Origin of the sequence: Methylococcus sp. EFPC2 (assembly GCF_016925495.1) — a bacterium.
Lineage (GTDB): Bacteria > Pseudomonadota > Gammaproteobacteria > Methylococcales > Methylococcaceae > EFPC2.
In genome coordinates, this window is sequence record NZ_CP070491.1 from 1348773 (window position 1) to 1363742 (window position 14970).

Consider the following 14970-nt stretch of genomic DNA (forward strand, 5'->3'; position numbering starts at 1 on the left):
GGTCCAACTATCCCTATGAAAATGCTATTTATGGCATGCCCGGTTTTGCTGGCCATCGCTGGCCTGGGTACTACATCGGCGCTGGCCGACGATGCGCAGGCCGCCGTTCCGCCCCGGCAGAACTTGCTGGAAAAACAGGCGCAGTTTGGCGGGGTCGCCCTGACGACCAAGGTCGCCAAAGTGGTGTTTCCGGAACATTACAAGACGCCCTTGCATACCCATGAAGGGCCGGGACCACGCTACGTGGTGCGCGGACGGATCAAAATCGACGAGGGCGGCGAATCGCGGGTTTATGGCCCGGGTGAAGTGTTTTGGGAGACCGGCCAGTGGATGTATGCGGAAAACGTAGGGCAGGGCGAAGCGGAACTGCTGGTTATCGAGTTGGTGGCGCCCAAATAGAGGTAAGCCCGGGCTCGGCGGTTGGGTGGTAGAAAAGGGATCGAAGACGCCTGCCCGTATGCCCTTCGGCATGCGGGGTCCATTGTCCGCCACTCGCCCTCAACGGCTTGTTGATTTCGTGCGGGCCCGTCCTATCAAGGTGCCGAGCGCGGAAAGTTTTTCCGTTGGCAGCATTCATTCCCTGTTTTCCCGCGGCGGCATAATAGCCCTGGCCGGTTTCTTCCAGTGCGCTCGTCCTCGATGAAATCCATGACTCGGCCGTGCTTTGGATATAATGGGCGCCACCATGAATATCCGCTTGATCGTGTTGATGATCTTGGCGCTGCTGGCTGCTGGCTGCGCGACGAATCCGCCCAGAAACACGAGCAATCTATGCAGCATCTTTCTGGAAAAAGACGATTGGTACGGAGACGCCAATTCCTCCTCGAGGCGATGGGGCGTGCCGGTTTGCCTCATCATGGCCATCATCAATCAGGAGTCCTCGTTCGTGGACGACGCGAAGCCGGCGCGCGTCCGTTTCCTCGGGATACCGCTTTGGCGGCCCTCGTCGGCTTATGGTTACGGGCAGGCCAAGGACGAGACCTGGGATTGGTATAAGAGCAAGACTGGCAATACGGGCGCCGATCGGGACGAATTCGCCGATGCGGCGGACTTCGTCGCTTGGTATATCCACCAGACCAGCATCGCGACCGGCATAGCCCCGACCGATTCCTATAACCAGTATCTCGCGTACCACGAGGGGCAGGGCGGATTCCGCCGCGGCAGTTGGCGGGCCAAGCCGTGGCTGCAAGGGACGGCGCGCAAGGTTGCCTCGGTCGCCTGGCGATATCAGAAACAACTCGATGCCTGCCGACCCCAACTCGTGCGCGCCGAATGACGAAAACTGCCGGAGAGAGCGTTTGACTGACCGTATTCGAGGCTGGGTGGGACGGGCGCGCACCTGGCTGACTTCCCCGCGCATGACCACATCTTGGCGCGCGGTCATCGCCATCGGCCGGGAGATCCGCGGCGGCGGGTTGGAATATCGCGCCATGGGCCTGGTTTATACCAGCTTGCTGGCATTGATTCCTTTACTGGCCGTGGGTTTTTCGGTGTTGAAAACCTTTGGCGCCGAATCCAATTTGTATCCCTTGCTGTCCGAGATACTGGCCCCGTTCGGCGAAAAGGCCGACGGAGTGGCCGGGAGCATCCTCGATTCGGTCAAACGCTTGAAAGTGGGCGTGCTGGGCGGCGTCGGCTTTCTTTTCCTGTTCTTCACCAGCGTGGATCTGCTGGAGAAGATCGAGGAGTCGTTCAATCACATCTGGCGTAGTCCCACGAGCCGTTCCCTGCTGAGACGCTTCGGCGATTACCTGACCTTCACCCTGATAGGGCCGTTTCTGGTCTTCACCGCCTTCGGCAGCGTGGCGGGGCTGTTCGGGCACCGGCCCGCGAGGGTGTGGTCGCACGGTGTGCCCGGCCTGCTCTATCAAGGCCTGCAGCAGCTATTGCCCTACGTGTTCGTGATCGTCGCGTTTACCTTTTTCTACTGGATGATACCGAATACCCGGGTGCGCTTTAGGGCCGCCTTGCTGGGCGGCGTCCTCGGTGGCATCTGCTGGAAACTGGCAGGCTGGGCATTCGAGCTGTTTATCGCCGGTTCGGCGCAGTACCATGCCGTGTATTCCAGTTTCGCCATTCTGGCCTTGTTCATGATCTGGCTCTATGTGAGCTGGCTGATCGTGCTGCTGGGGGTGCAGGTATCCTTTTTCTACCAGCATCCGGGCTACCTGCGCTTCGGTCCGGGTCCCCTGCGTCTCGGCGCGCGCCTTTACGAGCGCTCGGGACTGGCCATCATGCTGTTGGTGGGCGAGCGCTTCCTGCGTGGCGAGGCGCCGTATTGCAGCGAGCAACTGTCCGAGCGCCTGGACCTGCCGGAAGAAGGCGTCATCGAGATCCTGAACGTGCTGGCCGACGCGGGTCTGCTCGTCCCGCTCGATGGCGAACGGAGAAACTATGTGCCGGCGCGCGATCTGTCGGCCATCCCATTGTCGGAGTTACTGTCGGCGCTGCGCGGTGCCCACGAGGGAATGCCCGTTCCGGCGGCGCCGGAATCCGTGCATCCGGCGTTGAGCGAGTTGACCGACGGGCTGGAGGCGACACTGCAACAGACATTCGCAGGGCAAACGCTGCGCGACGTTCTGGTCTGAATCACCGGGGGGCGGTCTCATGCGTAGATTGATCATGCTTAGTCTGATGAGCCCGCTTCTGGTCCAGGCGGCGAGCTTGTACGAATGGACCGACGAGAGCGGCCAGGTTCGCTTCGGCTCGCGGCCGCCGGTCGGCGTGCAGGCCAAGCCGGCCGGCGAAAGGCTGGAGCGTCTGAGGGAGCGGGGCTACCCCGAACTGTCCTGCAAGGAATTGCAGGACGAGCATGTCCGCCGGGTCGACGAAGAACTCGCGCGGCTGAAAAAACTGCCCGCCGGATTCGGGCCGGATTATGAGTTCACCCCCGAGGCGAAACAGAAACTCGTCAACGAGTTGCTCGTCCATCGCTCGGCCCTGGTGACCGGCAGGCTGCCGGAGGATTTCACCACCGAAAACGGCCGGGAACTGAGCGAAATGAAATCGAAATACGAGCACGAACTGCAGCGATTGCGTGAAAACCTGCAGCAGCAGGCCACGCAGTTGCAGCAAAAGCAGATACAGCTCGACAGGGTACGCCGGGAGGCCGAGATGGTCATACAACAGTACCGCGGCTTTTATCCCGGAATGCCGATTTATCCCCGCTGAAATTTAACGGAGATCGCTTGAGCGAACCGCATAGTTTTTTCGTCACGGCCCCCCTGGGTCTGGAACTGCTGCTCGCCGACGAGTTGCGGGCGCTGGGGGCCGGCGACGCGCGCGAACGCAAGGCCGGCGTCGCCTTCACCGGCAGCCTGGAGGCCGCCTACCGGGCCTGTTTATGGTCGCGGCTGGGCAATCGGGTGCTGTTGAAACTGGCCGAGTTTCCGGCATCCACGCCGGAAGATCTATACGCCGGCATCCACGATATAGACTGGGCCGTATACATGGTGCCGGACGCTACGCTGGCCGTCGATTTCGCCTCCCAGCGTTCGGCCATACGCCACACCCAGTACGGGGCGCAGAAGGTCAAGGACGCCATCGTCGACCAGTTCCGCGAGCTGTGCGGCGTGCGCCCTTCGGTGCGGCTGGATAGCCCGGATATCCGCGTCAATGTCTATTTGGAGAAGGACGTTGCCAGCGTCAGCCTGGACCTTTCAGGCGAGAGCCTGCACAAGCGGGGTTACCGCCTGGAGGGCGGAGCCGCGCCGCTCAAGGAAAATCTCGCGGCGGCCATCCTGCTGCGCGCCGGCTGGCCCGCGATCGCGCGTAGCGGCGGCGAACTGCTCGATCCCATGTGCGGATCCGGCACCCTGCTGATCGAGGCTGCCTGGATCGCTGCCGATATCGCGCCCGGTTTGCAGCGCGAGCATTTCGGTTTTCTCAACTGGAAAGGCCACGACTCTGACCTGTGGGGCAGCCTGCTCGCCGAAGCGCGCGCCCGGCGCGACGCGGGCCTGGCCCTGCCTTGCAACATCGGTGGGCACGACCTCGACCGCCACGCGATCCATGCCGCTTTGGGCAATATCGAGCGCGCCGGTCTGCGGGGCAGGGTCTACGTGGAGCGCAAGCCGCTGTCCGAGGCCAGGCCGCGCCTGTCCACGGGACTGCTGGCGGTCAACCCGCCCTACGGCGAACGGCTGGGCGATCAGCAGACTCTGATCCCCCTTTACACCGAGTTGGGCGAAATTTTGAAGAGCCGGTTTAGCGGCTGGCATGCGAGCGTATTCACCGGCAATCCCGAGCTGGCATTCCGTCTGGGTATCCGAGCCACCAAGTTTTATCGCTTGTTCAACGGCGCGCTCGAATGCCGGCTGTTCAACTTCGAGGTCGAGCCGGAACGTTACTTCACCCCGCACGAAGACGAATCCGGCTTGAGCGAGGAGGCTCGCCAGCTCAAGCAACTCACCCGCCGGGCGCAAACCATGGCGCAGCGAGGCTTGATCGGCCCGGGTGGTGAAATGTTCGGCAACCGGCTGCGCAAGAACCTGAAGACCCTGGGGCGTTGGGCGCGGCAGAACGGGGTGAGTTGTTATCGACTTTACGACGCGGACTTGCCGGAATACGCCGTCGCGGTGGACGTCTACCAGGGCGATAAAACCTGGGTCACGATCCAGGAATACGAGGCGCCGACCAGCGTCGCCGCCGACAAGGCCGAAAGCCGCTTGGTCGAAGTCTTGGCGGTAGTGCCGGCCACGCTGGAAATTCCTCCGGAGCAGGTCTATCTGAAGGTCAGGCGCAAGCAGAAAGGTACGGCGCAATACGAAAAACAGGCCGGCCTCGGCCGTTTCCACCGGGTGGAGGAGGGTGGCTGTGCGTTCTGGGTCAATTTCGAGGATTATCTCGACACCGGCCTGTTCCTGGACCATCGACCGACCCGGTTGATGGTAGGAAAAATGGCGCACGGCAAACGCTTTCTCAACCTGTTCGCGTACACGGGGGCGGCCACCGTCCACGCCGCCGTGGGCGGCGCCGGCGCCAGCACCACGGTCGACATGTCCAACACCTATCTGGAGTGGGCGAAGCGCAACCTGGAGCTGAACGGCGTCAGCGGGAAACAGCACGAATTGATCCAGGCCGATTGTCTGGGCTGGCTGGAAGCCGAAGCCGCGAAACGTACGCGCCGTTACGACCTGATCTTCCTCGATCCGCCCACCTTCTCCAACTCCAAGCGCATGAGCGGCGCATTCGACGTGCAGCGCGACCACGTTGCGCTGATCGAACAAGCCGCCTCCTTGCTGGCCCCGGGCGGCGTGCTGATCTTCTCCACCAACTTCCGCAAATTCAAGCTGGACCGGACCGCCTTGAGCGGCCTGTCGGTGGAAGACGTCAGCCGGCAGACCATACCCAAGGACTTCGAACGCAACCCCCGGATACACCAGTGTTATATGATCCGGGGGCGGGACGAAGCTCAGTCCTGATCGAAGGGATGCCGCAGGACGATGGTCTGATTGCGGTCCGGGCCGGTCGATAGGATGTCGACCGGAACGCCAACCAATTCCTCGATGCGCCGGATATAGGCGCGCGCGTTGGCCGGCAGGTCTTCCAGCGTGGTGACGCCGAACGTGGATTCGGACCAGCCGGGCAGTTCCTCGATGACGGGACGGCAGCGGGCATATTGGTCCGCGCCCACAGGAACCGAGTCGACCGGCTTGCCGTCTATCGTGTAACCCGTGCAGATGCCGATTTTTTCCACGCCGTCCAGCACGTCCAGCTTGGTCAGGCAGATGCCGCTCAGGCTGTTCAGGCGGGCCGATTTCCGCATCAGTACGGCATCGAACCAGCCGCAGCGGCGGGCGCGACCGGTGGTGGCGCCGAACTCCTGGCCTTTTTCCGAAAGATGCCGCCCGACGTCGTCGAACAATTCGGTGGGGAAGGGGCCGTTGCCCACCCGGGTCGAATAGGCCTTGGTGATACCCAGCACATAGTCGAAATCGAGCAAGCCTATGCCCGTGCCGCAGGCGGCGCCGCCGGATGTCGTGTTCGACGAGGTGACGAAGGGGTAGGTGCCGTGATCGATGTCCAGCATGGCCCCCTGCGCGCCCTCGAAAAGAATGTTGTCGCCGGCATCCGCGTGGGCGTAAAGCACTTCGGCCACGTCGATCAGCATGGGTTTGATCTGTTCGCCCAGGGTCGTGAGCTGCTCCAGGGTTTCCTGGAAATCGACGGCCGGCGCGCCGTAATACTGGGTCAGCACGAAGTTGTGGTAGTCCAGCAGTTCCTTGAGGCGCTCCGCGAAACCGGCAGGATTGAGCAAGTCTCCGGCACGCAGTCCGCGTCGCGCCACCTTGTCTTCGTAGGCCGGGCCGATGCCGCGGCCGGTGGTGCCGATGGCTTTGCTGCCGCGCGCGCTTTCCCGCGCCTGATCCAGCGAGACGTGGACCGGCAGGATCAAGGCACAGGCTTCGCTGATCAGCAGCCGCTCGCGCACCGGCACGCCGGCTTTTTCCAGGATCCCGATTTCTTCGAGCAGCGCGTCGGGGGAAAGCACCACCCCGTTGCCGATGATGCAGCGCACGCCCTCGTGGAGTATTCCAGACGGGATGAGGTGAAGGACGGTCTTGTGCCCGTCGATCACCAGGGTGTGCCCGGCATTGTGCCCGCCCTGGAAGCGTATGACCGCGTCGGCGCGTTCGGTTAGCAGGTCGACCAGCTTGCCCTTGCCTTCGTCACCCCATTGGGTGCCGATGACGACTACGTTTTTGCCCATTTTCTGATTACTCATCGTGATGTGAATCTTACGGTTGCGCCTTCAATCGTTTAGTTCGGCCAGTTCCCAGGTGTCTCCCGCCGGGCGCAGCTCATGGCGGCAGCCGATCTCGCGCGCGCTGGCCCGTTGCCCCGCCAGTTCGCGGATGACCACCCAGCCCTCCAGCCTCAATCGGTCAATTTTACTCGCCAGCGCGGGGTCGCCGTGGTCCGGCGCGAATACCGTACGCTGCTCGAAATCGTCTTCTTCCTGCTCGCCCAGGCGCGCCAAGAGCTTGAGGTCCGCACTGAAGCCGGTGGCCGGACGGGCCTTGCCGAATACCTTGCCGATTTCGTCGTAGCGTCCGCCCCGCGCGATTTCACGACCATAGCCCGGAACGAACGCGGAAAACACCACGCCGGTCTTGTAGTGATAGCCTCGCAGTTCCGCCAGATCGATGTGTATCGGCAGATGCGGATATTCGTCGTGCAGTCGCTCGGCGATGGCCTGTAGATCGCTTAGATCATTCAACACCGCATCCCCGGCGGGCGCCAAGCGCGTGCGCGCGGCGGATAGGACTTCGATGCCGCCGTGCAGATCGATCACGGCATTCAGCATCTCGCCGGTATGCTTGGCGATGCCGGTCGAGGCTAGAAAGCCCTTGAGTTCCGGATGCGCCTTGCGCTGCAGGATGTCGAACAGTTCGGTTTCGTCCGGGCCGCTCAACCCGGCCTGCCCGATCAGCGTCCGGTAAATGCCGACATGACCCAGATCGAGGTGGATGCCGTCGACACCGGCGGCATCGAGGACCGCCAGCATCAAGCGGATGATTTCCAGATCGCTGGCGATGCCGGCATGGCCGTAGAGTTCAGCGCCCATCTGCATGGGCGAGCGCGACTTTTCCAGGTGGTCGGACTGAGTGTGCAGCACGGTGCCCAGATAACACAGGCGGGACGGTCGATCGCCCACCGAATGGCGGGCATCGATACGGGCCACCTGGGGCGTCATGTCGGCCCGTACGCCCAGCAGTCGTCCTGAAATCTGGTCGATCAGCTTGAAGGTTTGCAGGTCCAGGTCATGGCCGGTTCCCGTGAGCAAAGATTCGATGTATTCGATGAACGGCGGTATGACTTGTTGATAACCCCAGCTTTCGAAGAGGTCCAAGACGACCCGGCGCAGGTTTTCCAGATGCCGGGCTTCCGCCGGCAGCAATTCTTCGACGCCCTCAGGGAGCAACCATCGGTCTTCCGATAACATGTTCGCGTGTGGATGAGTGGATGAAATGTCGGCGAATTTGCCGGCCCTACCAAAGACGTCGCCGCGTCCGGTTCCGGAAGGCTGTCCGGAGCCCGACGCGGCGGCGGGTGGCAAGCGGCTGCTTCAGGCCGCTTACTTGGATTTTTTGAAATACTGGAAGAATTCCGAGTCCGGCTCCAGGACGACGGTGGAGCCTTCATTGCGGAATACCTCCCGGTACGCCGTCAGGCTCCGATAGAGGCCGAAGAAGTCCTTGTTCTTGCCGTAGGCCTGGGCATAGACCTCGGCCGAGGTGGCATCGCCTTCGCCCCGTTTCAATTCGGCGTCACGGTAGGCGTTGCCCAGCAGCACCTCGCGCTGGCGGTCGGCGTCGGCCCGTATGCGTTCGGCGGCTTCCGCGCCACGGGACCGATAGTCGCGCGCCACGCGGGACTGCTCGGCCTCCATGCGTTGGTGGACAGATGAGCTGACCTCGCTGGGCAAGTCGATGCGCATCACGCGGATGTCGACGATCTCTATGCCCAAGTCCACCGCAACCGGGCTGGCGGCCTTGATCAGAATGTCCCGCACGGCGTCGCGTTCGGAGGAGACCAGTTCACGGATAGTGCGTTTGCTGAACTCCCCTCGCATGGCGTCTTTCACGATCTGGTCCAGCCGGATATTCGCCTGCACCACATCGCCGGCTACCGTCGTGTAGTACTTGGAGACGTCCTTGACGCGCCATTTCACAAAGGAGTCGACGACGACGTTTTTCTTTTCCGACGTGAGGAAGCGCTCCGGTTTGGATTCCAGCGTCAGCACGCGCGCATCGAACTTCTTGATATCGTTGATGAATGGAATCTTGAAATAAAGCCCCGGGCTGTAATCGGTGGAGATGACTTCGCCCAAGCGGAACTTGATCGCTTTCTGGCTTTCGCTCACGGTGAAAATCGACATGGGAAGTAAGATTGCCGCAGCAACCGGAATCGCGATGAGTTTATTCACGGCCATTATTGCCCCCTGCTTTCGCGGCCGCGCAACGTCGCCGCACGGTTCGCATTTTTCGCGCTGTTGTCGATACTATCGGCGACGCTGGCCGATACGCCTTCACTCTCCCTGGGTATGTCCAGGGCCGTGGATTGCCGCTGCAGTTTGTCGATAGGCAGGTAAATCATGTTGTTGCCGCCCTTCACATCGAGCATGAGGGTGTTCGATTTCTGCAATACCGACTCGATGGTGTCGAGATAAAGGCGCTGGCGCGTGATTTCCGGCGCTTTTTCGTATTCGGTGAGCAGTTGTTTGAAGCGGCCGGCCTCGCCCTGCGCCTTGGCTATGGTGCGCTGTTTGTAGGCTTCCGACTCTTCCAGCAGGCGCGCCGCCGCGCCGCGGGCCTTGGGCACTACTTCGTTGGCATAGGCTTCGGCTTCGTTTTTCAACCGCTGCTCGTCTTCGCGTGCCTTGATCGCATCTTCAAAGGCGCTCTGCACCTCTTCCGGAACCTGCGCATCGACGAAGTTGACGGTAATGACGCGGATGCCCGCCTCGTATTTGTCCAGAACTTCTTGGATTTCTTGTTTGATTTCGTCGGCGATGCCGCTACGTCCCTCGGTCAGGACGTAATTCATTGTGCTCTTGCCGATGATGCCACGCTCGGCGCTTTCGGTGATCTCCTTCAAGGTCTTTTCGGGCTCGTAGACGTTGAATAAGTAAGCCCTCGCGTCCTTGATCTGGTATTGCACCGCCAAGCGGATATCGACGATATTCTCGTCCTGGGTCAGCATCAGGGCTTCTTTGGGAACCGAGCCCAAATTTTGTTGCCGGCCGCCGCCCGAGCGGTAGCCGACCTCGATGAAGCGCTGCTGCTCGACGTTGACGATCGCCTTGCTTTCGATGGGGGCGGGCAAATGCCAGTGCGGGCCGGGCAGGGTGGTCTCGGTGTATTTGCCGAAGCGTGTCACCACGCCCCGGTTGCCTTCGTCGACGATGTAGATCCCGGTTAGCCCCCAGATGGCCAAAGGAATGCCGGCCAGCAGCGCCAGCGTCTTGCCGGGGCTGCCACCGTGGCCGAAATTGCCGCCGAACAAACCGCCTATGCCGTCGCGCAGCTTGCGCAACACTTCGTCCAGGTCGGGCGGCGTATCCTGCTGATCCCGCCCGCTCCACGGATCTTTTTTGCTACCGCCCGGTTCATTCCAGGACATTGCGTCACTCCAGATATTTAGGTTCAAGGGTATGCGCTCGTTTGGGAGCCCATACACAGACAGTGTAGAAAACGGAATTATCCAGGAATTTTACCGGGCGCACAAAAGCAGCGCTCTCTCCCGGACCTCGAGTCGGCAGCCCTGGCACGCTGATCGCTGAATATCGAAAGCGTCAGGAAATGGCTGCCGCGCTCCCGGGCGATCCTGCTTGGCGAGTTCTCCGCGCGCTTCGAGCCGGGATGCCATTGCGGCCAAATCAGGCGATAATGCCCCGCTCGTCGTTGAGATCAGCCCGGGCAATGGCGAGCCTGATTCATTATGTAGATTCATACCCGTCGCCCCCAGTCCAGCCGACACCCTGCACGTCATGGTAACAGTTAGCGATACGATTTTGGCGGGCGTCCTGAACGACCTCGCGGGTCCCGGCTGGTCTGTTTGCGACGATTTTCTGTGCGGGTCCGCATGGCGCGATCTGGCCGAAGAGGGCAGGAAGCTTTACGGCGCCGGCCGATTTCGCGCAGCAGGCGTGGGGCAGGGGCAGGCCGGTACGCTGGCTCCCGGCATACGCAGCGACAGCATATTGTGGCTGGAGCCGGACCGGCTCACCACTACGCAACAGGCCTGCCTTGATCGTTTCGACGAGCTCCGTTTGGCCGTCAATCGTGAACTCTACCTGGGGTTACAAGGCTTCGAATGTCATTTGGCCATCTACCCGCCAGGCAGCTTTTATCGCAAGCATCTGGATCAGTTTCGCGGCGTCGATGCCCGGCAGCTGACGGTGGTCTTTTACCTGAATGACGGGTGGACAGAAGACAACGGTGGCCAATTGCGGATTTATCTGGACGAGGAGGGCGGCTATCAGGATATTCAGCCGCAGGGCGGACGGCTGGTGACTTTTCTGAGCGCCCGCTTTTACCATGAAGTGCTGCCGGCGAGGCGGGAACGCATGAGCCTGACGGGCTGGTTCAAGCGGAGTAGCTAGAGCCTGGCTCCATCCTTGTCATGTAACAGGCTTGCAAATTACAAGAACAACGATACGGGGGATCATCATGTGTTGGAGCGGTGAAGCGTCGGCGGTGCTCGCCACGGTAGGTTTCGGCACGGCCAGCTATGTGGCCTATAAGGGGGAATCGCGCGAGCTTTGGCTGCCGCTGACCTATTTCGCCTGCATGGAATTGCTGCAGGCGGCGACTTATGTCTATATCGACCAGTGCGATACCCCGCAAAATCAGCTCCTGACCTTGCTGGGTTATCTGCACATCTCGTTTCAACCGTTTTTCGTCAACATGGTGGCCATGTATTTCATCCCGGCCGCGGTGAAACGACGTATCAGCACATGGGTTTACACCGCTTGCAGTATCGCGGCACTTCTCATGCTGATCAAACTTTACCCTTTTCCCTGGGCCAAACTTTGCATCCCGGGATATGAGGGCTTCTGCGGCCCGCAAGCCTGCTCGGTATCGGGCGACTGGCACATCGCCTGGGCTCTGCCGCTCAACGGCCTGATGTCCGACCATCCGGAAAATCTTTTCCCGTTCCGCTATGGCTTGCACGGCTTCGTCTATTTTCTGGTCAGTTTCCTCATGCCGGCACTTTACGGCTCCTGGCGTTTCGTCGGCTTCCACTTCCTGGTCGGGCCGGTGTTGGCGGATATTTTGACCCGCCAGCCCAATGAACACGCCGCCGTGTGGTGCCTGCTGTCCATCGCTCTGTGCGTATCGGTGATCAAAACCCCCTTGCGACGGCACTTGAGGGTGCAGCGGTGGCCTTTTTATCCCGCTATCGGAGGCCAGCCTAGTGAGGATGCGATAGACGAGGGAGAACCGGCCGAAGAGCTCGGTTAATCCGCTGGATTTGCTTCGGCGGCGCTCTCTTCGCTGACGACTTCCGTGCGGTATCGCGACACGCGCAAGCTCGAAGACCAGTAGTCGGCGGGCAGTTCCGCCTTTTGCTTGAGATGGCGCAAGAAATCTGTCCGATCGGGCAGACTTTCCCACACCGAGGGTAGGAAGGTACCTCGGTGGACGCCATCTTCCAGTACCAGTCCGTCGACTTCCGGCGTGATTTGCGCGAGGAGATCGGCTTCCGAGGCGAATGCCATCGGCTCTGGCGCGGTCAGCAAAGAGAGATGGATTTCCAGCGCGTCAACTTCCTCCGCGCTCACCGGTTGAAAGCGGGGGTCGCGGAAGGCAGCGGCGTAGGCGTTTTCCGCGATGTCGAGCGCCAAGGCTCGAGACGCCTGTAAGGAGCCTATACAGCCGCGCAATCGGCCATTCTTCTCCAGGGTCACGAAGCTTGCGCGCGGCGCGGCCAAGTCCTCGGGCAGTGCGGCGATATTCACGGCCAGAGGCTTCCCGTATTCCAGCCCATGACGTATCGACTGGCGGGCTAGTTCCATCAGGAAGCGCTGTTGGGAGCTCGGCAAACTGCAGGCATGCTTATTCGAAGACATAGGCCCCATACCCCACTACACGGTTCTTGTCGCCGGCGGTATCGCCCGAATTGCGCAGATCGATGGTTTTGGCCTTGAGACCATGGCTGCGCGCGGCCTGCAACAAGCCGGCGACCGGCAATCGGCCGCAGGCTTGTTCGTAATCGATGTCTTCGGGACGCAGGGACTCGATGGCCTGGGAGGTTGCAGCATCCATCCTCCGCGCGGTCGCGTAATCATGGTAATGACTGAGATCCGAGCTCACCACGATCAGGGTCTCGGCCCCGCCCCAGACAGAGTCCAGTGCTTGCGCCACCTGATCGGGTTCCGCGTCGCCGACGACGATGGGTGTGAGCACGAAAGCGGCCAGAACTTCCTGCAGGAAGGGGAGATGCACCTCCAGGCTGTGCTCATAGAGGTGGGCCTCGTCCAGTACCCGCACGAACGGCAGTTCGGCCAATCGTGCGATGGCCGTCCGATCGAGAGGCACTTCGCCCAACGGTGTGACAAACGCGTCCGCCGAGCTCACGGCCAATCCCTGAAAGCCGACCCGATGCGAAGGGCCTAACAGAACGACGCGATTGATGCTGTCGCGCGCCACGGCCAGTCTCGAGTAGGCGGTCGCCGCTATAGGGGCGGAATAAATGTAGCCGGCATGGGGCGCCACGAGGGCTTTCGGCACGGTACCGGTGCTGTGGCTTTCGGCCAGATAAGCTTGAACCGCAGCATGCAACTGCCGGCTATCCCCGGGATAAAACAGGCCGGCAACGGCTGGTTGACGAACAGTACGCATGGCGACCTCCTCATATAACCAGAGGGACTTGTCAATACCCGACAGAATCCCTATCGTGGGGCTCAGTGTCAATAGCCGCTTCCGGGGGTTTTATGGACGCCACGATAAACGGGAACGAAACCTTTCCCACCCATTATTGGCGCACCTTGGATGACGGGCGCGTCGAATGCCAGATATGCCCGCGCTTTTGCAAGTTGCACGAAGGGCAGAGGGGACTCTGCTTCGTGCGCGGAAACTCCCAAGGCAAGGTCGTGTTGCTGTCCTACGGACGTTCAAGCGGATTCTGCATCGATCCGATCGAAAAAAAACCGCTCAACCACTTTCTGCCCGGAACCCCGGTGTTTTCGTTCGGTACCGCCGGCTGCAATTTGGCGTGCAAGTTCTGCCAGAATTGGGATATCAGCAAGTCGCGCGAAATGGATACGCTGATGGGCAAGGCCAGTCCGGAAGCCATCGCGCGGGCGGCTGAAGAATTGGGATGCCGCAGCGTGGCCTACACCTATAACGATCCTGTCATATTTCACGAATACGCCATCGATACCGCCAAGGCCTGTCGCGAAAAAGGCCTCAAGTCCGTGGCGGTATCCGCCGGCTATCAATGTCCGGAGCCTCGAGCCGAGTTTTACCGCTGGATGGACGCCGCCAACATCGATCTGAAAGCCTTCAGCGAAGACTTTTATCACAGAATCTGCGGCGGCCAACTACAGCCGGTATTGGACACACTGCAATATATCAAGCACGAAACCAATGTCTGGCTGGAAATCACGACGCTGCTCATACCGGGAGAAAACGATACGGAGGCCGAACTGGAAGCATTGACTCAGTGGGTCGCCGACAAGCTGGGCCCCGATGTTCCGCTACATTTCTCAGCTTTCCATCCGGATTGGAAGATGTTGGATACACCGCACACCCCGGTATCGACCCTGGTAAACGCTAGACGCATCGCCATTAAAAACGGCCTGCGTTATGTCTATGTCGGCAACGTCCATTACAAGGAAGGCGACAGCACCTATTGCCATCATTGTGGAGAACTGCTCATCGGCCGAGACTGGTACGAACTGTCCGAGTGGAATCTGACACCCAACGGCTGCTGTCAGGCATGTGGCACCCCATGTGCCGGGGTATTCGAAGCCACACCCGGCGATTGGGGGGCTCGCAGAGCCCCCATAGACATGCGGCGCTGGGCTTAATGTAGGCTACAAAGTAATGTCTCATTACGGCCATTATTTAACATAATATACATTATCGGCATTAAAAACGGCCGCAAAAAGGATTCGCGAAATGTGGCTAGACTTCCTGGCCGGCCTGACACGGAGGACTAAAAAATGGCGCGACCGAAAAAGTCGCCCGGGCACCATCTGCGCGTAAAGCTGGGGATCAGCAAGGCACACGCCGCCGAACTATACGGCGTGACGGTCCGCACGGTTGAGAACTGGGACAAAAAAGGCGCCCCGGGCACAGCCGAGCTTTGCTTTGGTGGGACCGGAAATAGATCGGCTATCGAGGCTGGGAAGGCATTGTTTTTCCGCGGTCGTTTGGTGTACAGGGAAAACCAATTTATGCCCGAAAGCCTCCAGGGACACCGTGGGCGTCTGACGAGATTGAACATACTGAAAGC

At 60.7% G+C, this 14970-nt stretch carries 14 protein-coding genes; 8 read left to right on the forward strand and 6 right to left on the reverse strand.

All coding sequences use genetic code 11. The features are described 5' to 3' along the window. Positions 1-15 precede the first annotated feature (15 nt). The 5 genes from JWZ97_RS05685 to rlmKL all read left to right on the forward strand — a co-directional run bounded on the left by JWZ97_RS05685 (position 16) and on the right by rlmKL (position 5423). Positions 16-399, forward strand: a complete 384-nt coding sequence (locus JWZ97_RS05685; RefSeq protein ID WP_205433837.1) for a cupin domain-containing protein — start codon at positions 16-18, stop codon at positions 397-399. A gap of 286 nt (positions 400-685) precedes the next feature. Continuing rightward, a complete protein-coding gene (locus JWZ97_RS05690) occupies positions 686-1276 on the forward strand; it encodes a transglycosylase SLT domain-containing protein (RefSeq protein WP_240342505.1) in 591 nt (196 codons plus the stop codon). A gap of 22 nt (positions 1277-1298) precedes the next feature. Further along, positions 1299-2588, forward strand: a complete 1290-nt coding sequence (locus JWZ97_RS05695; RefSeq protein WP_205433838.1) for a YhjD/YihY/BrkB family envelope integrity protein — start codon at positions 1299-1301, stop codon at positions 2586-2588. A 19-nt stretch (positions 2589-2607) separates the two neighbouring features. Next, positions 2608-3171 (forward strand): DUF4124 domain-containing protein, encoded by a 564-nt coding sequence (locus tag JWZ97_RS05700; protein WP_205433839.1) that lies wholly within the window; start codon positions 2608-2610, stop codon positions 3169-3171. A 17-nt stretch (positions 3172-3188) separates the two neighbouring features. Next, positions 3189-5423: a bifunctional 23S rRNA (guanine(2069)-N(7))-methyltransferase RlmK/23S rRNA (guanine(2445)-N(2))-methyltransferase RlmL gene (gene rlmKL, locus JWZ97_RS05705; protein WP_205433840.1), complete on the forward strand. Its 2235-nt coding sequence runs from the start codon at positions 3189-3191 to the stop codon at positions 5421-5423. On the opposite strand, the gene JWZ97_RS05710 is transcribed toward rlmKL, so the two are convergent. From JWZ97_RS05710 to hflK, 4 genes are all read right to left on the reverse strand, one after another. Beyond that, on the reverse strand, positions 5414-6712 hold the full coding sequence (locus JWZ97_RS05710; RefSeq protein WP_205434568.1) for an adenylosuccinate synthase: 1299 nt from the start codon (positions 6710-6712) through the stop codon (positions 5414-5416). The two genes, rlmKL and JWZ97_RS05710, sit on opposite strands and share 10 nt — an antisense overlap. A 42-nt stretch (positions 6713-6754) precedes the next feature. Further along, the gene (locus JWZ97_RS05715; protein ID WP_205433841.1) at positions 6755-7948 is read right to left on the reverse strand and encodes an ATP phosphoribosyltransferase regulatory subunit; all 1194 of its coding nucleotides are present in this window, start codon (positions 7946-7948) and stop codon (positions 6755-6757) included. Positions 7949-8080: 132 nt separating this feature from the next. After that, positions 8081-8884, reverse strand: coding sequence for a protease modulator HflC (gene hflC / locus JWZ97_RS05720; protein WP_240342506.1), 804 nt, complete (start codon positions 8882-8884; stop codon positions 8081-8083). 53 nt (positions 8885-8937) lie between these two features. Beyond that, entirely contained in the window at positions 8938-10128 is a 1191-nt protein-coding gene (gene hflK, locus JWZ97_RS05725) for an FtsH protease activity modulator HflK (RefSeq protein WP_205433843.1), read from the reverse strand. Between the two features lie 367 nt (positions 10129-10495). Here hflK and JWZ97_RS05730 point away from each other — a divergent pair, with 367 nt between their 5' ends. Both JWZ97_RS05730 and JWZ97_RS05735 read left to right on the forward strand, forming a co-directional pair. Then, entirely contained in the window at positions 10496-11110 is a 615-nt protein-coding gene (locus JWZ97_RS05730; protein WP_205433844.1) for a 2OG-Fe(II) oxygenase, read from the forward strand. Positions 11111-11177: 67 nt separating this feature from the next. Further along, a complete protein-coding gene (locus tag JWZ97_RS05735) occupies positions 11178-11972 on the forward strand; it encodes a DUF5765 domain-containing protein (RefSeq protein WP_205433845.1) in 795 nt (264 codons plus the stop codon). Here the strand turns inward: JWZ97_RS05735 and amrA are convergent. Then, positions 11969-12580: an AmmeMemoRadiSam system protein A gene (gene amrA, locus JWZ97_RS05740; RefSeq protein WP_205433846.1), complete on the reverse strand. Its 612-nt coding sequence runs from the start codon at positions 12578-12580 to the stop codon at positions 11969-11971. The genes JWZ97_RS05735 and amrA overlap by 4 nt on opposite strands. After that, entirely contained in the window at positions 12567-13352 is a 786-nt protein-coding gene (amrB, locus tag JWZ97_RS05745; RefSeq protein ID WP_205433847.1) for an AmmeMemoRadiSam system protein B, read from the reverse strand. The genes amrA and amrB overlap by 14 nt, the downstream gene beginning before the upstream one ends. Positions 13353-13444: 92 nt before the next feature. Here amrB and amrS point away from each other — a divergent pair, with 92 nt between their 5' ends. Beyond that, positions 13445-14542, forward strand: coding sequence for an AmmeMemoRadiSam system radical SAM enzyme (gene amrS, locus JWZ97_RS05750; RefSeq protein ID WP_205433848.1), 1098 nt, complete (start codon positions 13445-13447; stop codon positions 14540-14542). The last annotated feature ends 428 nt before the right edge of the window (positions 14543-14970 follow it).